This is a genomic window from Floccifex sp. (assembly GCF_051873495.1).
GTDB lineage: Bacteria > Bacillota_I > Bacilli_A > Erysipelotrichales > Erysipelotrichaceae > Floccifex.
This window is the reverse complement of record NZ_JBJEEX010000126.1, coordinates 1-24,197: the sequence shown is the minus strand read 5'-3', so window position 1 is coordinate 24,197 and position 24,197 is coordinate 1. Positions and strand designations below refer to the sequence as shown.

The following is a 24,197-nucleotide window of genomic DNA, read 5'->3' as shown; positions in this document are numbered from 1 at the left end:
ATTGAGTCAGCTATCCTTTTTTGTACAGGCTATTTAACTGTTACAGCCTCTTTTTTAATGTGATATAATACGACAAGGAGGTATGTATGACAGAATTATTAGCCCCTGCAGGTAATATGGACGCCTTAAAAGCTGCCATTTCCAATGGATGTGATGCCATTTATCTTGGTATGACAAAATTTGGAGCCCGTGCTTATTCAACTAATTTTGATGAAGAAACACTTAAAGAAGCAGTAAACTATGCTCATTTAAGAAATGTGAAAATCTATGTCACTATGAATACGATTGTCTTTGATGATGAAATCGATGATATGAAAAAACAAGTTGATTTTATTAATTCTATTGGTGTTGATGGTGTCATTGTACAAGACTTAGCAGTATTCAACTATATAGTAGAAAACTTTAAAGATTTAGAAGCTCATTGTTCAACACAAATGGGAATTGATGACTTACAAGGAATGTTGTTATTTAAGGAATTAGGTGCAAAGCGTGTTGTTCTTTCTCGTGAAGTTGATATTCAAACCGTAAAACAAATTCGTAAACAAGCCCAAATTCCAATTGAAATTTTTGTCCATGGTGCTTTATGTGTTTCCTATTCAGGAAATTGTTTAATGTCTGGATTGACAGGAAATCGAAGTGGTAATAGAGGAAGATGTATTGGTTCTTGTCGAAAAGAATATGAAATTATTAATGTATCGCAAAATCAATCGCTAGGTAATCACTATATTTTATCCACAAAGGATTTAAATACTATTGATTATATTGATCAATTAAAGGACATTGATTCTTTAAAAATTGAAGGAAGAATGAAAGAACCTGAATATGTTGCCAATGTTGTTTCTCGCTATCGAATGGCTTTAGATGGTACTTTATCAAAAGAAGACGCAGATAAATTGAATTGTACTTTCCAGCGAACTTTCACAAAAGGTTATTTATTTGGTGAAGATAAGAAAAATATCACCAATATTGATCGTCCTAATCATCATGGATACGAAATTGGTTATGTTTCTAACGTGAATAAAGGTATGGTTCAAATTAAATTATCGAAACCTTTAAATCAAAATGATACCATTCGTATTCGCCATAATAATGAAGACATTGTTTTAACAGTTGCTCGTCTATACGATCAAAATAAAAATTATATTTCTTCAAGTGATGATACTTGTTTTATTCAATTAAAAGAAAAAGTATCTCTTCAAGATAAAGTATATAAAACAAAAGATATTCGTTATTATGATGAATTATCAAAGTTATGCGATAAAGAATATCGTAAATATGATTTAGATATACAAGTATTAGCATACCCTGGTTGTCCATTGATTATTAATGCGCAAAGTAATGGTTGTACATGTAGTTATGAAAGTGATTTTATTTTAGATTATGCCTTAAATAATCCTACAACCAAAGAACAAATCATTAAACAAATGAGTCGTTTAAATGATACCATTTATCAACTTCATAATGTTGAATTCGAACAATGCGATGCATTTATTCCTGTTAAAGTATTGAATCAAGCTCGTCGCGAAATTGTTTCATTATTGAATCAAGAAAAAACCAATCAGAAACAACATCGTCTTCTTAATTCAAATGGACATAAAAGTATTACATTTCCTACCAAGCGTCCTTATTTAACTGCTAGCGTCACAAATAAAGAACAATATCAAGCTTGTAAAGAAATGGGAATTACTGAAATTTATTTTGATAATATTGTTCGTCGTAATCAAAATCATTATGAACCAAAAGAAGGTCCTTTATTAGTAGGTGGATATGGTGGTTTATATGAATATCGTCATACAAATCCTATTATTAGCGATTATTCATTTAATGTTGTGAATGCCGATGCGATTTATCAGTTACATGCTCTTGGTGTTCAAAGAGTAACTTTGTCTTATGAAATGAATCGCAATCACATTGAAGAATGTGTAAATCGTTATTACCAACAAAACAATGGATATCCTTGTTTAGAAATGATTATTTATGGAAGAGCTCCTTTATTGTTCACAAAATATTGTCCATTAAAGAAATTAAATCAATGTGGAAAATGTAAAGAGAATCAATTCATATTAAAAAATGGATTGGATACATTCCCAATTGTTTCTCATGAAGATTGTACTTGTACGATTTTAAATGGAAAAGAATTAAATTTAATTGATGAAATAAAGGATATAAAAGGCGTGGAGGCCTTCCGTTTAAATTTCACTTTAGAATCAAGTGAAGAAGTAAAAAGTGTCATAAAACAAGCGTATGAAAGCTTAAATGGCATTGAAATCAATAGTTTTAATCCTCAGACTGATACCAGAGGACATTTTAATAAAGAAATCGTTTAAAAAGGAGTTCACTCGAACTCCTTTTATACTAACACCATATTATCTAATACAGATTCACTGTGATATTCATTGCAGAAAATCGCATCAAAGGAATCTGAATTAATACAGCTACAGAATCCTTTCACATCTAATTTACTAGAATCACATAACAAATACGATTTAGATGCGAGTTTCATAGCTGTTTTTTTGATTTCCATTGTTTCCATTTCAACCGTGTATACAAGCTTTCTTGATACGTCTAATCCTGCACAGCTAATAAAAGCAGAATCAAAATTAAATTGTTCTAAATCATGTAAAGTAATAGGTCCTACCGACATATTATATTTAGGAATATAGCGTCCTCCAATGGTATATACTTCAATATTGGATTGATCTACAATTTCATTCATAATTAAACTTGAATGTGTTACTATTTTGATTTTTTTATCTTGAATGTACTTCATCATTGGTTCAATGCTCGTTCCCCCGTCTAAGAAAACACAATCTCCATCTTGGATGATGGTTGAAGCTTTAAGTGCCACTTTATTTTTTTCTTCAATATGGCCACGTTCACTCATTTTCTTTTCTTTTTCACGAGTTAAAACATTTTCTGTTTTTAAGCTTTTAGCTCCTCCATGAACTCGAATCAATAAACCATTTTGTTCTAATTCTTCACAGTCTCTTCGAATTGTGGTTTCTGTCACATTAAGTGTAGAAGCCAATTCTTTTGTTGATATGTATTTTCGATCATTCACTATTTGAACAATCATAGAAAATCTTTCACTTGCCAGCAAATTGAACACCTCTTAAAAAATTATAACAAAAAAAGCCTTCTTTTTATAGAAGGCTTTTGAATTATTATTCTTCAGTAATTGCGATTTCATCACTATCGCTAGTATATGATTCACTTACTCCTGAATATTTATCGAATTCATCGTCTTGATTTTCATGTTGCATGCGAGCAATACGTTTTTCACGTAATTCTTTTGCTTTAGCGGCAACAAGTTTATTTTGAGGACGATCTCCTTGGAATCCAGTTCCAGCAGGAATTAACTTACCGATAATAACGTTTTCTTTCATACCACATAATGGGTCAATTTTACCTTTAATTGTGGCATCTGTTAATACTTTAGTTGTTTCTTGGAAAGAAGCAGCTGATAAGAATGAATCCGTTTCAACAGATGATTTAGAAATACCTAATAAAATTGGTTTAAATGTAGCAGGTGTTTTACCAGATAATAACGCATCACGGTTAATCTTAGTGATGTTTGTCAATGATAATTGAACACCAACATTTAAGTCTGTTTCTCCACTGTCAACAACGATTACTTTCTTCATCATTTGTTTAATCATAACTTCCAAGTGTTTATCGCTAATTTCAATACCTTGTGATTGATATACTTTCTTAACTTCTTTTAAGATGTAATCTTGAACTTCACGAACACCAGCAACACGTAATAATTCTTTTGGATCTAATGGACCTTCTGTTAAAGCAGTACCTGCTTCAATTTTAGCTCCTACTTGTACCCAAGGACGGATTGTTTGGTTGGCATTGATTTTATGAGAAACACATTCATTTTCATTTTGAATCATAATTTCTTGACGCATTGTACCTTCAATACGTTCAATAGAAATGATTTCTCCACTAATTTGAGCGATAGCCGCAACACCTTTTGGACAACGTGCTTCGAATAACTCTTCAACACGAGGTAAACCTTGTGTGATGTCTCCACCACCGGCAACCCCACCAGTATGGAATGTACGCATTGTTAACTGTGTACCTGGTTCACCGATTGATTGAGCCGCCATAATACCTACAGCTTCTCCGACTTCTACGTCTTTACCTGTTGCCATGTTACGTCCATAACATTTACGACAAATACCTGTTTTTGATTTACAAGTGAATACAGAACGAATTTGCACTCCAGTAACACCTGCATCAACGATTTGTTTAGCAATTTCGTCTGTGATGAATTCATCAGAAGCAATGATTAATTCTCCTGTTTGAGGATCTGTAACATCTTCTTTTGAATAACGACCAACTAAACGATCTTGTAAAGATTCAATTTCAGTATTTGTTTTACGATCCATTAATCGTTCAACATAATATCCTTTATCTGTTCCACAATCGTCTTCTTGAATAATAACACCTTGTGCTACGTCAACTAAACGACGAGTTAAGTAACCAGATTCAGCTGTTTTTAAGGCAGTATCGGTTAAACCTTTACGCACACCGTGAGTAGAAATAAAGAACTCAGATACGTTCAATCCTTCACGGAAACAAGAATAAATAGGGACCTCAATTACTGATGGAACATATTCACCATTAGCTGCTTTACCTTGACGTGGTTTAGCCATTAATCCACGCATACCAGCTAATTGGGTAAAGTTCGATGCATTACCACGAGCTCCAGATGTAGCCATCATGTTGATTGGGTTTTTACGAGGTAAGTTAGCCATTAAGACATCAACGATTTCGTCTTTAACATCAGCCCATAATTTATTTAGGTGACGTTCCCATTCTTCCATTGTAAGCATACCTTTACGTTGTAAGTATTTTAATTGTTCGGCTTTTGCCTTACCTTCATCAACGTATTTTTCTTTATTAGGAGCCACTTCGATATCACTTAAGGCAACTGTGATACCAGCAACAGTAGAATATTTAAATCCTAATGATTTAATTTGGTCAAGTACTTCAGCTGTTTCATCAACGTCATAGCGCTTAAATACTTCAGCGATAACTTTTCCTAAGTCTTTTTTCTTAACTTCGCCAGTAATTGGCATTGTTTTAATATATGCTTTGATATCAGTTCCTGGTTTCACAAAATATTTATCCGGAGTTTCTTCAAAGTTTTCTTTAGAAACTTCGTTGATATAAGGGAAATCTGCAGGGAACATACCATTGAAAACAATCTTTCCAACAGTAGTGATCAAATAATCTTTTTCATGTTTTGGATTAAATGAAGTTTTATTTTCTTCTAATCCGCTAACAGGAAGTGCAATACGTGAATGTAAGTGAACTTGTCCTGTCTTATAAGCTAGCATAACCTCATCAATATTAGCATATACATGTCCTTCGTTTAATGCATATGTATGCCATTGTGCCGCTTCTTGTGGACAATTTACATCCATGTAACGTTGTGCTTCTTCTTCCATTTCTTCAGCTGTTTCTTCCATAGTTAAGTAATAGTTACCCATAACCATGTCTTGTCCTGGTGTAACAATAGGTTTACCATCTTTTGGACCTAAGATATTATGAGAACCTAACATCATAACTAAAGCTTCAGCTCTTGCTTCTTCGCTTAGAGGTACGTGGATGGCCATTTGGTCCCCATCGAAGTCCGCGTTGAAGGCAGTACATACTAATGGGTGTAGACGCATTGCACGTCCTTCTACTAATTTAGGAAGGAAGGCTTGAATCCCTAAACGGTGAAGTGTAGGGGCACGGTTCATTAATACTGGATATCCATCAATTACTTTTTCAACAACATCCCAAATTCTTGGATCTTGTTTTTCAATTAATTTTTCAGCGTGTTTTGGATTTTGTGCTCCACCAACTTTTTGGTTCACAATTTCATTAATGATAAATGGTTTAAATAAGTTTAAAGCCATTTCACGTGGAATACCACATTGATACATCTTCAAATCTGGTCCAACGGCAATTACCGAACGACCTGAGAAGTCAACACGTTTTCCTAATAAGTTTTGACGGAAACGTCCTTGTTTACCTTTTAATGAATGTGATAATGATTTTAAAGCACGTCCTCCAGCTCCTGTAATTGGTTTAGAACGACGTCCGTTATCAATTAAAGCATCAACTGCTTCTTGAAGCATACGTTTTTCGTTTTGGACGATAATATTAGGAGTACCTAATTCTAATAATTTCTTTAAACGATTGTTACGTGTAATAACACGACGATATAAATCATTTAAATCACTTGTCGCAAAACGTCCTCCATCCAATTGAAGCATTGGACGAAGATCAGGTGGAATAACCGGAATGTTAGTCAGTATCATCCATTCTGGCTTGTTTTCGGAATGTCTAAAGGCATTGATTGTATCCAAACGTTTAATTAATTTTTTACGTTTTTCACCTTGAGCATTTTCTAATGCTTCTTGAACACGATTATATTCATCTTCTAAATCAACGTCTTGTAATAATTTTAATACCGCTTCTGCACCTGTTTGTGCTTTAAATCCATCAGCACCATATAATAATAGATTTTCACGATATTCACGTTCCGATAAAATTTGTTTATAAGCTAAATCACTATCTTTTGGATCTGTGACAATGTAGCTTACGAAATATACTACTTCTTCTAATTGTTTAGGTGTTACATCTAACAATAAAGCCATACGAGAAGGAATTCCTCGTAAGTACCAAATATGAGCAACTGGCGCTGCTAATTCAATGTGACCCATACGTTCACGACGTACACTTGATTTTGTGATTTCTACACCACAACGATCACATACGACTCCTTTGAAACTAACTTTTTTGTACTTTCCACAAGCACATTCCCAGTCCTTTGTAGGACCGAAAATGCGTTCGCAGAATAAACCATCTTTTTCAGCTTTTTGAGAACGATAGTTGATAGTTTCAGGTTTTGTCACTTCTCCGTGTGACCATTCCAATATTTTTTCAGGAGATGCTAATTGAACTTGAATCGCTGCAAATTTATTTACACTCATTATTCGATGACCTCCTCTTCACTTTCATCTAATTCGATGTCGCTATCGCTTTCTAATTCGATATCATTTACTAATTCTTCTTTATGTTCCACTGGTTTTGCTTGTTCATCATCATCTAAAGTAATATCAACTTCATTACCTTGTTCATCTAATAAACGAACATCAATAGCTAAACCTTGTAACTCATGCATTAATACTCTGAATGATTCAGGGATACCTGGTTCAGGAATATCTTTACCTTTGATGATAGCTTCGTATGTTTTAATACGTCCTTGGATATCATCAGATTTGATTGTTAAGATTTCTTGTAATGTATGAGAAGCACCATAAGCTTCCAATGCCCAAACTTCCATTTCCCCGAAACGTTGACCACCATTTTGTGCTTTACCACCTAATGGTTGTTGTGTAACTAATGAATATGGCCCAGTTGCACGAGCATGTAATTTGTCATCAACCATGTGGGCTAACTTGATCATATACATTACCCCAACACTGATTCTTTCATCAAATGGTTGACCAGTTTGTCCATCATACAACACTTGTTTTCCATCAACTGTCATGTTTGCTTCACGCATTACATCGGCTAAGTCTTCATTTGATAATCCATCGAATACTGGTGTTGCGAATTTAACACCTAAACGCTTAGCTGCATATCCTAAGTGAATTTCTAGGATTTGTCCGATATTCATACGAGAAGGAACCCCGAATGGATTTAATAAGATATCAACAGGTGTTCCATCTTGCATAAATGGCATATCTTCGATTGGTAAAATCTTAGAAATAACCCCTTTATTTCCGTGACGACCTGACATCTTATCTCCTTCAGAGATTTTACGTTTTTGAACAATATAAACTTTAACACGAGTATTTACTCCAGGAGGAAGATCCGATCCATCTCCACGTTTAAATACACGAATAGAATGTACAATACCAGCTCCACCATGAGGAACTTTTAATGAATTATCACGTACTTCACGAGATTTTTCTCCGAAGATAGCCAATAATAATTTTTCTTCTGGTGAAACTTCACTTTGACCTTTTGGAGTTACTTTACCGACTAAAATATCTCCTTCTTTAACTTCAGCACCAACCATGATAATTCCATTGGCATCAAGTTTACGAACAGCGTTTTCCCCAACATTTGGAATATCACGAGTGATTTCTTCTGGTCCTAATTTTGTATCACGGCAATCAATGTCATATTCTTCAACGTGAATTGAAGTATAAACATCATCGCTAACCATACGTTCTGACATGATGATGGCATCTTCATAGTTATATCCATACCAAGTCATGTAGGCGATTGTTACGTTTTGACCTAAAGCTAATTCCCCATTTTGCATACTTGGACCATCAGCAAGAATGTCACCTTTTTCAACTGTTTCTCCAACTTTTACAATTGGTTTTTGGTTGATACATGTACTTGTATTTGATCGACCAAATTTACGTAATTGATATGTATGTTTTTCTCCTTCGTTGTCTTTGATGACAATACGTAAAGAGTCAACATAATCAACAACACCATCTTGTTTGCTGACAATACCAACACCTGAGTCTTTGGCAATCTTATATTCGATTCCTGTTCCAACATATGGTGAATGTGGATTTAATAGAGGAACCGCTTGACGTTGCATGTTTGCCCCCATTAACGCACGAGAAGCATCGTCGTTTTCCAAGAATGGAACGCAGGCAGTGGCAACAGAAACGATTTGTTTTGGCGAAACGTCGGCTAATTCAACGCTTTCTCTTGGAGCATTGATTGTATCTCCGGCTTTACGAGCAACAACTGTTTCCTTTTCCAAGCGTCCGTTTTTAACTTCGTTGGCTTGGGCAATGATGTAATCAGCTTCTTCATCAGCACTTAAATAGATACATTCTTCGCTTACTGTTCCGTCTTTATTTACAATACGATATGGAGTTTGAATAAATCCATATTCATTGATTTTAGCATAAGTAGTTAAGTTTGAAATCAAACCAATGTTTGGCCCTTCTGGAGTTTCAATTGGACAAATACGACCATAGTGAGAAGAGTGAACGTCACGTACTTCAAATCCAGCACGGTCACGAGTTAACCCACCAGGTCCTAAAGCTGAAATACGACGTTTATTTGTCAATTCGGCTAATGGGTTTTCTTGGTCCATAAATTGTGATAATTGTGAACTTGAGAAGAACTCTTTAATAGCTGCTGTTAATGGACGAATGTTTGTCAATTTCTTTGGTGTTAAGCCATCCATTTCTTGAATAGACATTCTTTCCTTAACAACACGTTCCATACGAGATAACCCGATACGGAATTGATTTTGAATTAATTCTCCAACAGAACGAATACGACGGTTACCTAACATGTCGATATCATCTGTTTGTCCAACTCCTTCAGTAATATTTAAGCTATATGAGAAGAAGGCATACATATCAGAAATAGTGATTGTATGTTTATTTGCGAATGGATCGTTTCCAGCAATTTTAACGGTATTACCATCTTTATCATTTACAAATACTTCTTGCACACAAGCTCCAATTAACCAAGCAGTAACTTCTTCATTTAATACACGTTTTTCAACATTGAATTCGTTACTTGCATCGATTTTGTCACTTGTAACACCCATTTCAAAACGATTTGCGATTGGATTCATTGATTCATCAACTAAATCTTGTCCATTGGCATTTGTTAATCGTCCTAAAACATATAAACGTTGTCCATAATTTAATACAGCTTTTACGTTTTCTGGTGTTAATACAACTGGTTGAGCAATTAAACCAGCATAGATTTTTACTTCTTCAACAGAAGCTTTTAATAATTCAACATCTTGTTTTGTTAAAACAGTACCTTGTTCTAAATACATAGTGTCGCATTCAACGTCTTCAGCTAAAATACGACCTACTAAACCAACATTATAACTAGTTGGAATACTTACTATATCTTCTTCATGGAATTCAGCACGGAATGGATATGCATTACAGTAATTTCCCTTAGCTAATTCATCACGTAAAATATTTCTTTCATCACGATGAATCATTGTCCCCTTTGTCATAAATACATTGCCATTAACATCGATAATATCGTGGGCCAATGTATTTCCTTCCATACGAGAAATCGCATTTAATTTCTTACGTAATTTATAACGACCAGCTTTTGTCAAATCATAACGACGATGATCAAAGAATTTAGCCTGCATTAAAGTAATAGAACCATCTAATGTAGGAATTTCATCACTTCTTTGATTTTCATAGAAAGACAATAAAGCTTCTTGTGTTGTTTTAACTTTGTCATTTAACAATGAATTTTCAATGTCTTCATATTTTCCAAAGAACGCAGTATACAATAATAAATATAAATTCATGTATTCACGATCTTCAGGGTCAGTGGCAACATCTGACCATTGACGTCCTAATGAATGTAAGAACGTTTCCATTTGTTCAGTACTATGAGTATCTTCATTAATTTCTAGATTCAATGACATACCAATAGCTTTGAATAAAATAGAGAACAATACTTTTCTACGACGGTCAATAGAAACATTGATGATACGACCATTTGTTGTTTTCTTTTGTTCAGTCATGAATTCAAGCCAAGTACCACGGCTTGGAATTAATTCACAAGAATAATTTTGACGTCCTGTTTTTTCATCATAAATATCCGCGAAATAAGCACCTGGTGAACGAACAATTTGACTGACAATAACACGTTCTGCCCCATTAATAATGAAAGTACCTGTTTCTGTCATTAATGGGAAATCCCCTAAAAATACTTCTTCTGTTTTTGTAACAACTTCTCCTGTTTCAGGATCAGTTACTTCTAGTTCCATGTCTGCGTATAAAGGTGCGGCATAATTACACTCTCTATACATTGATTCTTCTGCATTATATTTTGGCTTTTCAAAATGATACTGCAAAAAGTTTAGTCTGATGTTTTTACCAAAGTTTTCGATAGGAAAAATTTCTTCAAAAACTTCTTTAATACCTTGTTTTGTGAACCACTTGAACGAATCAGTTTGAATTTCAACTAAATTAGGAAGTTCAAGATTTCCACTTACTTTCGAATAATTTCGACGTGAAGCTTTCTTACCACACGCAACAACTCGATACGATTTACTATCCATGTATGCCATCCTTTCCGTTTCAAATTCCAAATTTTCCGTAAATTGGGCATAGTAATCCCAAAGACTATTATGCAATTTATTATATTATACAGAATTTACAGGTTTGTCAACAATTTGTTTGCTTTAAATTTGACAAACAGTCAAACTCTTTGTAAAGTAAGAAAATATTTTGTTGTTTGAAAGGAGCATTCAAAATGGAATACATTGTATATATTTTGGCAGGATTAGGAGCCGGAACGGTAACAGGATTAGCCGGTTTGTCTGCCGCTGTGGTTATTACCCCAATGTTAGTCAGTCTATGTGGATGGGAAAGCTACAATGCCGTTACTGTTGCCTTGGCTGCTGATGTTTTGGCTAGTCTTTTATCGGCTTACACATACTACAAAAATAAAAACATCGATATTCGCCGTGGCTTATTAGTTATGTTAACGGCTTTTGCAGGAACGGTAATCGGAAGTTATGTTGGCTATTTATTTTCTCAAGCTCAGCCCGATGGTTTAGGCTATATTTCCATGTTAACAACGATATTCTTAGGAATTAAATTTATTTTAAAACCCGTAGCTGGAGGAAATGATGATGTTGGATCATCTAAGTCCATAAAAGATAAATTCAAAACAGTTTTAGCTATGTTTCTAGGTTTATTTATTGGTTTTGTATGTGGATTCACCGGAAGTGGTGGTGGCATCCTTATGTTAACTGTTTTCACTTTAGTCCTTGGCTATAACTTAAAAATTGCCGTTGGTACAAGCACTTTAATTATGTCAGCGGTTGCCCTAACAGGAACTATTTCTCATATTTCTATGGGAGCTGAAATTTTTGCTCTTCCCATGTTGATTGTCGTTGCAGCTTGTTTATTAGGTGCTATTGTTTCAAGTAAATTTGCTAATAAATGCGAAATCAAAAAGTTAAATCGTGTTGTGGGTGTTGTATTACTGATCTTAGGTGTATTCACAATTTTAATTAAATTATTATAAAAAGAAAAGAACATAGGTTATAGATTATGTTCTTTTACTTTATATTGAATTTGACGCAAACGATGAATCGAAACTTGTTTATTTTCAATTTCATCTAAAAATTGTTTTGCCTGTAGTGAATGTCTACCTCTCAATTGTTGAATTAATTCATCTCTTAATTCAAAATACTGATGATCTTTTTCGATTTCAGTGATTAACTTCTTTAAAGTCCAATTTTGATTCGTAGGCGTTTTCATCACTAATCGTTTAGCTCCACATTCTTTTAATTGAGAAATCAAGTCATCTTTATTTTCTTCATCCTCAATATAAATTAAATCCGGATATGTATAATCAACTGTTTCATCTTTTGTTAACAGTTTCATTTTCGTATTCAAAGAATGATCATCCACCCAATTTATATTAAAATCATTAAACTTATCTCTATTTTCTTGTCTTACATAGCCTATTATCATACTTTTGACACTCCTTTGAAATCTTTATATAATTGTTCTATGAAAAAGATTTTAACACGAATACTTGCATTTTGTCTTATGTTTAGCTTAGTAGGTTGTTCTTCTAAAACAAATCGCAATGATATTTTAACAGTATTTGATGCTCTTGATTCTACTCTTGAAGCAACAAGTGCCCATATCAAAGGAACACTAGAATATAGTACCGATGATAAAAATATCATTTCCCTTGATATTTCCTATATTCAGGAAGACAACTTACAAGTAAAAGCTATTATGGACTTAGAATCCAATAAGAACAAAATCCCAGACTATCTACAATTTTATATTAAAGATGGTAAAACTTATTTAAAAAACTTAGATACAACATCCCAAAGCGTCGTTGAAAACATCGGATTACAAAAAGACGGTAAAATTTCTGTTTTTAATCCTTTCACAAGCTATACCGATGATAAACTTGTTTCATTTTTTACTTCAAGTTCAAAAAAAGGAGATACATATAATTTAGAACTTGATCCAAAGCAAGTTGCGACTTTAATCGATTCCATGGGAACTTTATCTATTTCAAAGTGTAGTGTACAAGCTACAATCAAAGATGATTATTTAGAAAATATATCACTTACATTAGATGGCTACATGGCTTATTCTGATTATACAAGTGATGTGAATATTGTATTAAACTGTGATATTGACCAAATAAATTCATTATCACAAATTACTTTCCCTGATGATCTAACTGCATATTAGGAGGAACCCATGAATTCAATTGATTTACATATGCATTCTATCTATAGTCTTGATGGTGAAAAAACAGTTGATGAATTATTAGCCATTGCTCATGAATCTCATATTCATACCATTGCCATTGCTGATCACAATTCTACATTAGCTTATCGTGATATTAAAAATACTGATGTAAATGTGATTCCAGCTATTGAAGTAGATTGTAGTTTTCATGATAAAGATTTCCATATTCTTGGTTACTTTATTGATCCTTTTCATCCTGTTTGGGACACCATTCGTAATAACGTTTCTGAAATGGAGAAAAAAGCTGGTTTGAAAAGATTGGAAATCATTCAAAATGAAATGGGAATTAAAATCGATATGGATAAATTGAAAGAATTGCGTCCGAATGGTATTTACGAAGCATAATCTGTTTGTGAGGTTGCTTTATCAATGCCAGAAAATGATGACAATCCATATTTATTAGAATTCCGTCCTGGTAAAAAACATGGTGTTTCCCCTTATGTTGATTTTTTCTGGGAATACTGTGCTAAAGGAAAAATAGCGTATTCACCAATTGAATTTATGTCTATGGAAGAAATCATCCAAATATTTAGAAGTCAGAACGCTTTTATTTCCCTTGCTCATCCTGGTAATAACGTTAAAGAAGATGATCAATTATTAGAAGATATTATTTCTTTGGGAATTGATGGATTGGAAGTTTATAGTTCTTATCATTCTTTTGAACAAATTGAATATTATCGAAATAAAGCCCTTGCCCATAATTTAGTTATGAGTGCTGGCTCTGATTATCATGGTAAAACAAAGCCTCATATTCATATGGGAGATTGTCAAATGCCTTTTAATGACGAACAAAACTTAATAACATATTTAAAGGAGCGTAGTTAATTACGCTCCTATTTTAGAATAATGTCATTTGATTTTCTTCATCCAATCCTTCTAAAGCACCCATTTGATCTAAACGATCCAATAACGTTTTAGATAATTGTGTTCTCTTTAAAACATCTTCTTTTGATAAGAAAGGACGATCTTCTCTAGCTGCTACAACCGATTTACCTACGTTGTCTCCTAGTCCATCGAGTGATGTAAAAGGTGGAATAATTGCCTTATCATCATCTGGATCTAAGATAAATTCATTAGCCGCTGAACGATTTATCGAAATATTTGAGAAATGATATCCACGTAGTGTCATTTCAAGAGCTAATTCTAATACATCATAAATCGCATTTTCTTTATCACTGACACTTTGTGTTTTATCTTCGCGTGCTCGTTTTATATCCGTCATCCTTTGACGAATTGCTTCTTCTCCAGCAATCATTGTTTTTATGTCATATGAATCACAACGAATACTAAAATACTGGCAATAATATACTAATGGCATATGAACTTTAAACCATGCGATTCTCACGGCCATCATAACATAGGCAACAGCATGCGCTTTAGGGAACATGTACTTAATTTTTTGACATGAATCAATGTACCAGTCGGGAACATTGTGTTTTTTCATTTCTTCAATCCACTCTGGCTTTAATCCTTTTCCTTTACGAACACTTTCCATGATTGTAAACGACATTTTTGATGGTAAGCCATAGCCAATTAAGTCAACCATGATATCGTCACGACATCCAATAACTTCATTCAATTTACAAGTACCATTGTCAATTAAGTCTTTCGCATTTCCAAGCCATACATCGGTACCATGTGATAAACCTGAAATAGTAACAAGTTCAGCAAATGTCGTTGGTTTTGTCATTTCCAAAATACCACGAACAAATGGTGTACCAAATTCAGGTAATCCAGCTGCTCCTGTTACTTGGTTATAATGTGTTGTATCGATATTCAAAGCATCGGTACTTGAGAAAATAGACATGGTTGCCTTATCGTTCATCGGAATTGTTTTTACATCAATTCCTGAAATTCGTTCCATCATCTTCATCGCCGTAGGGTCAACATGACCTAAAATATCAAATTTCAAGATATTATCATGAATTTGATGGAAGTCAAAGTGCGTTGTTTTCCATTCCGCATTAGGATTGTTAGCTGGATATTGAACCGGTGTAAAATCATGAACATCCATATCTAATGGAACAACGACAATTCCTCCTGGATGTTGACCTGTGGTACGTTTAACACCTTCACAGCACTTAGCTAAGTCAACACGTTTCGCTTCGCTGAATCCTTGTTCAAGTCCCATTTCTTCTTCATAGCCTTTGACATATCCATAGGCTGTTTTTTCTTGCACCGTTCCTACGGTTCCGGCTCTAAACACATGGTCTTCTCCAAATACTTCTTTGGTATAGGCATGGGCTTTGGGTTGATAGTCTCCTGAGAAATTCAAATCAATATCAGGTACTTTATCCCCTTCAAATCCCAAGAACGTTTCAAATGGAATGTCTTGTCCATCTCCTCGCATTACCGAACCACAAACAGGACAAATTTTATCAGGTAAATCGAATCCAGACTTAGCTTCTTCGTCTTCTCCTTCAAAGAATTCATAGTGTTGACATTTTTTACATACATAATGTGGTTTTAATGGATTTACTTCTGTAATTCCTGACATCGTAGCCACAAAGCTTGAACCAACAGATCCACGAGATCCAACTAGATATCCATCTTCATTACTTTTCTTAACAAGTAGATGGGAAATATAATATACAACATAGTATCCATGTCCAATGATACTATCTAATTCCCTTTTTAAACGAGCATCTACAATTTCTGGTAATTGTTCTCCATATACTTTATGGGCTGTTTCATAACAAATGTCTCGTAGCTTTTGATCGGATCCTTCAATATCAGGTGGATATAGTTTATCTTTAATTGGATAAACCGGTTCGATTTGTTCTTTTAGTTTATTTGGATTACGAACAACAATTTCATAAGCTAAATCAGAATCCAACCAATCAAAGGCATCCAACATTTCATTGGTTGTCAATAAATGTTGATCTGGCGCTGAGGTTGCTCTTCGCCGAACATCATTATAAATATAAAGCGGATGTCTCGAGTTTCCAATTGCTTTGGCATTGATATAAATATCTCTTACTCGTTTTTGATATGGATGAACATAGTGTGCATCACTCGAGGCAATAACCATTTTTCCTAATTGTTTAGCTGCATCAATAATAAACGTTAAAATTTGTTTTAAATCCGATACACTATTAATTGATTTACGATCCAATAAATTCTTGTAACAAGCTAGTGGTTGAATTTCAATATAATCATAAAAAGCCATCGCCTGTTTTAAATCTTTTTCACTTCGCGTATGCGCTAATTCGAAGATTTCTCCATTTTGACAAGCGGATCCAATCAATAAATTGCCATTTTTACGTTTCTTTTCAATTTCTTCTCTTGGTATACGTGGCTCTGAGCTTGTGGAACTATAAGCTAAATATTCAGTATGAGAAAGTGTAATTAATTCAAATAATTCTTTTAGTCCATCTTTATTTTTCGCATAAACCGTTACATGACTTGGACGAACCTTTTTAAAACTATCTTCTTTTTGAAGTGCTTGAATAGTATCTAAAGTCGCATCGGTTCCCACATCATTCATCATGTGACAAAGAACTTGTGATAAAACTCTAGCATCATAATCCGCGCGGTGTGCTCCTTCGCCATCATATCCAACGCCATAATGACGACAAACAGCTCCTAAGTTATATCGTTTTGTATCTAATAAAGCATATGCCAATGGCAATGTATCGATAACAGGATTGGTAATTTCATCATATCCACAATCACGACAAGCTGCATTCATAAATCCTACGTCAAATGTCGCATTATGGGCTACTAATATCGCATCTCCAATGAAATCTAATAATTCTGGTAAGACAACTTCAATAGGTTGTGCTTTATCTACATCGCTTTGATGAATGTTCGTTAAATTAGAAATATTAGCTGGAATTGTTCGCTTAGGATTAATGAATACTTGTTTTGTTTCAATCACTTCACGATGCTGCATCTTAACAGCCCCGAATTCAATAATTTTGTCTAATCTTTGCGACAATCCCGTTGTTTCTAAGTCAAATACCACAAATGTCGCATCTTCTAAGCGTGCATGATTGTTGTTGTAGACAATTTTATATTCTGGATCTACCATCAACATTTCACATCCATACATCATCTTAAAAGGACGATTCGGATTTTTCTTGTTTAAAGCTTCTACTTTATGTTGCGCCATAGGAAAGGCTTGTACGACTTGGTGATCACAAATTCCAATCGCATCCATTCCCCAGTCATAAGCAGTTTGAATATATTCTTCAACTGCGCATACTCCATCCATTTCCGAGAACGTTGAATGAATATGCCATTCACATCTTTTTTCTAAAGCCGTATCCACTCTTTTAGTAGGTGTTACTGGTTCTAATTTATTAATCATAACCGTATCACATTTCAAGAAAGTATCATAAATGACATCTCCTGTAATACGTACAAATTGCCCATTTTTTAAGGCTTCTATTTCTTCAAGTGGACAACGAGCTGATTCAAAACGCTTAGCAATAATCGCATCTTCGTAGTCACTTATATATATTTGTTGAAGTGTTTTTTTACTTTTTAATACTTTCGTTTCGATTGAAAAAACATGGCCTTCAAATACAACACTACGCATTCCAACTTGTAGTTCTCCAATTTTTACTTCTACTTTTGTTTCTCTTGCGTATGTTTTTTTAGGTTCTTCTTTTGGCTTTTCTGGTAAATCTACTATATTTGTTTCAATGTCTTCATCATCACTGACATATTGACACTTCAATTCCATTTCGATTCCAAATTGTTTTAATTCTTTAATTAAATCAGGTAATCCTTTATTTAAAAGAGACAGTCTTTGATCATCTTTTGTTGAAAAACAAGCAATTTCATTTTCAAGATATGGATGTAAAAACCGGAATGGTCGAAGTGAGGCATTGGTTTCAATTATCTTTTCCACATACAAATAAAGCTCATCAACAGAAATAGATGCGTTTTTGGCTTTAATTTGTAGATTCACATGCACTTGAAAATGAATTTTTAATTGATGAACAATTTGTTCATATACCTCAAAAGGTAAAACATCATTTACTTGAATATATAAATCTAGTACTTTTTTCAGAGAATGATATTTTGGATTTTCAACAAAAGAAGCTTCATCTAGATATTGTTTTAAATCATCTGATAAAACTGTCTGTAATGTATTCCATACACTCATGTTAAAAATCCTCTCTATTTTGCCATTTTTTCAAATGCATTTTTAGCTGCCTTTTGTTCTGCTTTCTTTTTCGTTGTACTTGTACCTTTACCTAATAAAATATCATCTAAATAAACGCCCATAGTAAAAACAGGCGCATTACTAGGACCAGTTTCTTCTAATAATTTATATTGAATTGTTTTACGACTATCGGCTTGAATCACTTCTTGAAGGTGTGTTTTATAATCTGTTACTTCTTCATCTTTAACAGTTCCAATTAATGGTTTCATATATTTAGTAAGAATTTCATTCACTAAATCATAGCCTTGATCAATATAAATAGCACCAATGCAAGCTTCAAATTGATCGGCTAATAAACTTACACGACTTCTTCCTCCCGTTTTTTCTTCTCCAATTCCTAAGCGCAAATATTCATACCATCCTAATTGTTTATTTAGCTTAGCTAGGGTTGCTTCACAAACAGTTTGAGATCGAAGCGTTGTCATAGTTCCTTCTCTTAGTTTTGGTTTCATTTCAAATAATTGATAAGCACTCCAAATTTGTAATACCGCATCTCCCATAAATTCAAGGCGTTCGTTGTCACTTCCTTCTTTATGGTGTTCATTGGCATATGAAGAATGCGTACATGCTTCAATATATAATTTATCGTCATTATGTGGATAATGATTGTTATCCATCCATTCTAAAAAAGTTTTCATTTACTAATCTCCTTTGCGACACATTCAGGAACTAAACGTGAAATATCTTTCCCATATTTTAATAATTCTTTTACATTTGAACTGGAACAATGTGCATATTCATCGCGTGTAAACAAACAAATTGTTTCAATGGATTCATCTAATAATAAATTCATACTTGCGATGTTTTTTTCATATTCGAAATCAACTGTATTTCGTATTCCACGTACTAAAACCGTTGCATTTACACTTTTACATGCTTCTACACTTAATCCTTCTTGTACTTGACAGTGTACGTTTTCAAGGTGTGCACAAGCTTGTTCTAGCCAATGCATTCTTTGTTCAAATGAAAAATAACTATTTTTATTTGAATTGGAAAGAATAAATACATATACTTCCTCAAACATTTTACTTGCTCTTTCAATAATATCCAAGTGTCCCTTTGTGATAGGATCAAAACTACCACAAAATGCTGCGATACTCATTTAATTTCCTCCTTCATTATGCATGTCACTAATGCATCTTTGTGAAACGCCAAACATCGCCATAATTGCCATGAGAGAAGAGCCTCCACTACTAATGAACAATAATGGAACTCCTGTCATAGGAATTAAACATGTCACGCCTCCAACGTTTAAGAAAAAATGCATAAATAAATAAGTGATATTTCCCATAAATACAATTTTATGTTCTATTTTTTTAGCTTTTCGTGCATAGTAAAACAATCTATAGATTAATGTACCATAACATCCAACTAATATAGCTAATCCAAATATTCCTGTTTCCTCAATTAAAACCGCAAAAATATAGTCATTATCCGCTTGTGTTAAATACCCGTATTTACGATCTGAGTTTCCAATTCCTCGTCCTGTTATATTGGAATTGGCAATTCCATATAAGGCATTGGCGGGTTGATATCCTTCATCATAAACATCATCATAAGGGTTTTTCATATTCTCAAAGCGCACGGCAATATGTGAAAAAGGTGTTTTTTCAATAAATTTAATACCAATGTCAGTAAAACAAAATAACACCAAAATCCCAATACAACCAGCCATGAATAGTCTTTTAAGATTTTTTATGACGGTTCTATGTTCTTCAAATTGAGGAACAATCAAACAAACAAAGGCAATCATCAAAATAATAATAGCTGTTCCGGTATCTTTTTGAACCATAACAATCGCAAATACTGCGATTATTAAAACTAAAACACCTCGATAGGCTTTATGAAATGGCTTTGTTTGTTTTTCTTTTCGACGCTGTGCTTGATAGTTTTTTACGGCATAGGCAATGGCAACTACAATAAAGGGCTTGGCAAATTCAGATGGTTGTATTGAAAAAGGTCCTAATAAAATCCATGATTTTGCTCCATTAACAGCTGGAAATAAAAATGGTACAAACAATAAACATATCATAGCTAGACAAGCACCCACTTGAAATATCGATTTATATCGAAATACCGTAAATTTATTGGCACCAATCATACATATATATGAAATTACAATTATAATGATTTGTTTAATCAAAGTAGTTAATACAACTTTAGAATTTTGCGTTGTTTGTCCTACATTGGTTGAAATAATCATAAGTGTTCCACATATAATTAAAATAATCAGCATTAAATTAATCATTGTGTCACTGTTTTCTTTTAATAAATGAATTTTTCTTTTCTTTTTGGTCATGCTGATATTTTAGCATATTTCATTCCATAAAACGAATGACTTGTAAATTTTCAAAAAACAATATATTATATGAAGGAGGGAAAAAGCTATGAAAATTACAAGTAGTAATATAATTTTGGATAGTGATCCCAGAATTCGACAAAAAAGCGAATTGGTTTCATTACCATTAAATGACGAGGACAAGGAACTACTGTCCAGCATGTTAACATATGTCAGAGATTCTCAAGATCCTGAAATTGCCGAGAAAGAAGGACTTCAAGCTGCGGTTGGAATTGCTGCCATTCAATTAGGAATTCCAAAACAATTAATTGCAGTGGTAATTCCATATGAAGATGGTGTGGATGAAGTTGCTTTGGCAAATCCAAAAATAATATCAGAATCCACACAAATTGGATATTTGGATGCAGGAGAAGGTTGTTTATCGGTAAAAGAGGATCATCCTGGTCATGTATTTAGACATGCACGTATTAAAGTACGTGGTTACGACTTGATTCGAGACAAAAACGTTGTGATTTCAGCAGAAGGTTATTTTGCCATCGCATTACAACATGAAATTGATCATCTATCTGGTGTATTATTCTATGATCGAATCGACAAAGAAAATCCATGGAAAGAAGACGAAGAGGCAGAAGTTATCTAATTTCTGTCTTTTAATTTTAGAAAGAGAGTCTATATGCCGCAAAAAACAAATAATCAAAGCGCAAAAAAATCTTTGCCCGTAAAAAATAATAACACCCAAAAAGGCGATACACTCATTTATGCTTTAGGTGGTTTGGGTGAAGTTGGAAAGAACATGTATTGCATCGAACATGAAAATGAAATATGCATAATTGACTGTGGTGTTCTTTTCCCGGGCGATGATTTATTAGGAATTGACTATGTTATTCCTGATTATCATCACTTAATTCGAATGAATAAAAAACACAAGATTCTTGTGATTACCCATGGTCATGAAGACCATATCGGAGGAATTCCTTTCCTTCTTCAACAAGTAAAAATTGATGCGATTTATGCGCCTCGCTTTGCCAAGGCTTTAATCCATAAAAAATTAAGTGAATATAAAGGTTTAGAAAATACCAAGGTTATAGAAATCAATGAAGATTCAAGTATCAAAACAAAATATTTCTCTCTTGGTTTTTTCAATACAATTCACTCTATTCCTGATTCTTTGGGTGTCCTTGTTACAACTCCAAATGGATCAATTGTTCATACAGGTGATTTTAAATTTGATTTAACTCCTGTAGGAACCAACGCAAATTATCAAAAAATGGCATATATCGGTGCTTTAAATCCAGATTTATTATTATCGGATTCAACGAATTCATCAGTCGAAGAATTTTCAATTTCCGAAACAAAAGTTGCCAATGAAATCAATGATATATTCAGAAAGACAAAACAACGATTAATTATTGCGACTTTCGCAAGTAACGTTCATCGTTTATCACAGATTATTGATGCAGCTATTAAGAATGGTCGAAAAGTAATTGTTTTTGGTCGTAGTATGGAAAATATTCTTGATATTGGTCGTAAAATGGGTACCATCCACATCAAAAACAGCGACTTACTTTCTCCAGAGGATTTAGCTCATACTCCTGACAATAAAATTTGTATTATTTGTACAGGATCACAAGGAGAACCATTGGCGGCTCTATCACGTATTGCCAATGGAACACATCGCTTCATTCACTTAAAACCAGGAGATACAATTGTCTTTTCAAGTAATCCAATTCCTGGAAATGCTGCTAGTGTTAATAAAGTTATCGATAAGCTTTTCCGTTCAGGAGCTACTGTATTAACTAAATCTGTTTTAAATAACTTACATACAACAGGACATGCATCGAAAGAAGAACAAAAATTAATGCTTCATTTAATTCGTCCACGGTACTTTATGCCAATCCATGGAGAATTTAAGATGTTGATGTTGCACAAAAGAACAGCTATGGAAGTAGGAATTCCTGAAGACAATATTTTTGTTTGTGCTAATGGAGATATCTTGATTTTACGAAACCATGAAGTCATTCAAAGCAATTGGCGATATCAAGGTGATGATATTTACGTTGATGGAAACGACATCTCTGGTTTGTTTACTGCTGTTTTAAAAGATCGTCGTATCTTAGCTGACAATGGTTTAGTTGCCGTAGTTATTGCCATTGATTCAAAAGTAAATAAAATCTTAATGAAACCTGTTATTGTTTCGCGTGGATTTGTGTTCATCAAAGATTCGCAGTCTTTAATTAAAGAAGCTGAATACATTGTCTATAATTCTTTACAAGAAAGAATGAAAGACAAAATTACTTTCTCAGAAATTAAGAACTGTGTTCGTTCTACTTTAGAACCGTTTTTATATCAAAAAACAAATCGAAATCCAATTGTAATTCCGGTTATCATTAATTCCAAACAAACAATGGAAGAATTACAAGCAGCTCGTAAAAACTATCGTCGTAAAAAGAGCTAATATAACTTAAGCCCCACTTGGGGCTTTTTTATGATACAATGAACAAATAAGGAGAAAGATATGACACGTCATAAACACTTAATTGCTCTTGTTTGTTTAATGCTTATGATTTCAATTGGACTTAATACAACGATTTATCGTGCTTTTAAAGTCAATCCTTATCAAATAGAAGTCAATTATACAACTTTAAAAAGTGAACAAATTCCTGAAACTATGAATGATGTTACTTTGGTATATTTCACTGATTTACAATTCGGTGAATTTCAAAAAGAGAAACAAACAAAAAAGATTTTTAATAAAATAAAAAGCTTAAATCCAGATGTATTGTTATTTGGTGGAGATTTAATTGAAGAGGGTTATCAGATAAATGAAGATCAAATCCAATTTATTGTTTCTGAATTCAATGAATTGGAATGTCCTTTAGGTAAATTTGCGGTATATGGTGAAAAAGATTTAAATAATTCTGTAGTTTCCCAGATTTATTCTCAATCCCAAATAGAAGTGTTATCGAATTCCTATACAAAAATCACAAATGGTTCGGCAAGTGGTATTCAGTTAATGGGTTTAACTGATAATGTGGATTTTATTAATCAAAACGCAAGTTCTCAGTTATATACTTTATTAATGGTGCATCAACCGGATTTATTACTTGATTGTACAAGTCAGGCCATCAACTATGCATTAGCTGGACATAGTCATGGTACCCAGGTCACGGTTCCTATTAAAGGTGGTTATAAAGATGTAAAAGGGGCCACTAAACTAAATCGTTCCAACATTGAAAATCTTCCTTTTAATTATTTGATTTCAACAGGCGTTGGATGTACAAATATACAAGCTCGTTTAATGGCACCGGCAAGAATTGAATATATCATATTAAAGCATAAGTGATGAACCGAACCCAATAATTTGGGCAAATTAATTTTTAAGCTGATGCTAAGG

At 33.5% G+C, this 24,197-nt stretch carries 16 protein-coding genes; 8 read left to right on the top strand and 8 right to left on the bottom strand.

Annotated elements, in window-relative coordinates; translation table 11 throughout:
• The first annotated feature begins 86 nt into the window (after positions 1 to 86).
• Positions 87 to 2,327 (top strand): DUF3656 domain-containing U32 family peptidase, encoded by a 2,241-nt coding sequence (locus ACI313_RS08310; protein ID WP_439755757.1) that lies wholly within the window; start codon positions 87 to 89, stop codon positions 2,325 to 2,327.
• A 23-nt stretch (positions 2,328 to 2,350) separates the two neighbouring features.
• Here ACI313_RS08310 and ACI313_RS08305 read toward each other — a convergent pair whose 3' ends face one another.
• The 3 genes from ACI313_RS08305 to rpoB all read right to left on the bottom strand — a co-directional run bounded on the left by ACI313_RS08305 (position 2,351) and on the right by rpoB (position 11,107).
• Complete coding sequence (locus ACI313_RS08305; RefSeq protein WP_439755756.1) at positions 2,351 to 3,076, bottom strand: DeoR/GlpR family DNA-binding transcription regulator; 726 nt, start codon at positions 3,074 to 3,076, stop codon at positions 2,351 to 2,353.
• 88 nt (positions 3,077 to 3,164) lie between these two features.
• Positions 3,165 to 6,998, bottom strand: coding sequence for a DNA-directed RNA polymerase subunit beta' (gene rpoC / locus ACI313_RS08300; RefSeq protein WP_320608191.1), 3,834 nt, complete (start codon positions 6,996 to 6,998; stop codon positions 3,165 to 3,167).
• Positions 6,998 to 11,107 (bottom strand): DNA-directed RNA polymerase subunit beta, encoded by a 4,110-nt coding sequence (gene rpoB, locus ACI313_RS08295; protein WP_439755758.1) that lies wholly within the window; start codon positions 11,105 to 11,107, stop codon positions 6,998 to 7,000. The genes rpoC and rpoB overlap by 1 nt, the downstream gene beginning before the upstream one ends.
• A 185-nt stretch (positions 11,108 to 11,292) precedes the next feature.
• Here rpoB and ACI313_RS08290 point away from each other — a divergent pair, with 185 nt between their 5' ends.
• On the top strand, positions 11,293 to 12,072 hold the full coding sequence (locus ACI313_RS08290; protein WP_320608189.1) for a sulfite exporter TauE/SafE family protein: 780 nt from the start codon (positions 11,293 to 11,295) through the stop codon (positions 12,070 to 12,072).
• A 17-nt stretch (positions 12,073 to 12,089) separates the two neighbouring features.
• Here the strand turns inward: ACI313_RS08290 and ACI313_RS08285 are convergent, their stop codons facing one another.
• Complete coding sequence (locus ACI313_RS08285; RefSeq protein WP_320608188.1) at positions 12,090 to 12,524, bottom strand: DUF3783 domain-containing protein; 435 nt, start codon at positions 12,522 to 12,524, stop codon at positions 12,090 to 12,092.
• A 39-nt stretch (positions 12,525 to 12,563) separates the two neighbouring features.
• On the opposite strand from ACI313_RS08285, the gene ACI313_RS08280 reads away from it, so the two are divergent.
• The 3 genes from ACI313_RS08280 to ACI313_RS08270 are packed head-to-tail and all read left to right on the top strand — an operon-like array spanning position 12,564 to position 14,153.
• Positions 12,564 to 13,268 carry a hypothetical protein gene (locus ACI313_RS08280; RefSeq protein ID WP_320104397.1) on the top strand — a complete coding sequence of 235 codons (705 nt, stop codon included), beginning with the start codon at positions 12,564 to 12,566 and terminating at the stop codon, positions 13,266 to 13,268.
• A gap of 9 nt (positions 13,269 to 13,277) precedes the next feature.
• Positions 13,278 to 13,673: a PHP domain-containing protein gene (locus tag ACI313_RS08275; RefSeq protein WP_439755755.1), complete on the top strand. Its 396-nt coding sequence runs from the start codon at positions 13,278 to 13,280 to the stop codon at positions 13,671 to 13,673.
• 24 nt (positions 13,674 to 13,697) lie between these two features.
• Positions 13,698 to 14,153, top strand: a complete 456-nt coding sequence (locus ACI313_RS08270) for a hypothetical protein (RefSeq protein ID WP_439755754.1) — start codon at positions 13,698 to 13,700, stop codon at positions 14,151 to 14,153.
• Between the two features lie 13 nt (positions 14,154 to 14,166).
• Here ACI313_RS08270 and ACI313_RS08265 read toward each other — a convergent pair whose 3' ends face one another.
• Genes ACI313_RS08265 through ACI313_RS08250 form a run of 4 tightly spaced genes read right to left on the bottom strand, consistent with a single transcriptional unit; the run spans position 14,167 to position 20,803 of the window.
• The gene (locus ACI313_RS08265; RefSeq protein ID WP_439755753.1) at positions 14,167 to 18,444 is read right to left on the bottom strand and encodes a PolC-type DNA polymerase III; all 4,278 of its coding nucleotides are present in this window, start codon (positions 18,442 to 18,444) and stop codon (positions 14,167 to 14,169) included.
• 14 nt (positions 18,445 to 18,458) lie between these two features.
• On the bottom strand, positions 18,459 to 19,142 hold the full coding sequence (gene rnc / locus ACI313_RS08260) for a ribonuclease III (protein ID WP_320608185.1): 684 nt from the start codon (positions 19,140 to 19,142) through the stop codon (positions 18,459 to 18,461).
• Positions 19,139 to 19,606, bottom strand: a complete 468-nt coding sequence (gene coaD, locus ACI313_RS08255; protein WP_320608184.1) for a pantetheine-phosphate adenylyltransferase — start codon at positions 19,604 to 19,606, stop codon at positions 19,139 to 19,141. The genes rnc and coaD overlap by 4 nt, the downstream gene beginning before the upstream one ends.
• On the bottom strand, positions 19,607 to 20,803 hold the full coding sequence (locus ACI313_RS08250; protein ID WP_320608183.1) for an FtsW/RodA/SpoVE family cell cycle protein: 1,197 nt from the start codon (positions 20,801 to 20,803) through the stop codon (positions 19,607 to 19,609).
• Positions 20,804 to 20,891: 88 nt separating this feature from the next.
• On the opposite strand from ACI313_RS08250, the gene def reads away from it, so the two are divergent.
• From def to ACI313_RS08235, 3 genes are read left to right on the top strand one after another with little or no spacing between them, the layout of a single operon-like run.
• Positions 20,892 to 21,443, top strand: coding sequence for a peptide deformylase (def, locus tag ACI313_RS08245; protein WP_320608182.1), 552 nt, complete (start codon positions 20,892 to 20,894; stop codon positions 21,441 to 21,443).
• 33 nt (positions 21,444 to 21,476) lie between these two features.
• Positions 21,477 to 23,258 (top strand): ribonuclease J, encoded by a 1,782-nt coding sequence (locus ACI313_RS08240; protein ID WP_320608181.1) that lies wholly within the window; start codon positions 21,477 to 21,479, stop codon positions 23,256 to 23,258.
• A gap of 60 nt (positions 23,259 to 23,318) precedes the next feature.
• On the top strand, positions 23,319 to 24,146 hold the full coding sequence (locus ACI313_RS08235; RefSeq protein WP_320608180.1) for a metallophosphoesterase: 828 nt from the start codon (positions 23,319 to 23,321) through the stop codon (positions 24,144 to 24,146).
• Positions 24,147 to 24,197 lie beyond the last annotated feature (51 nt).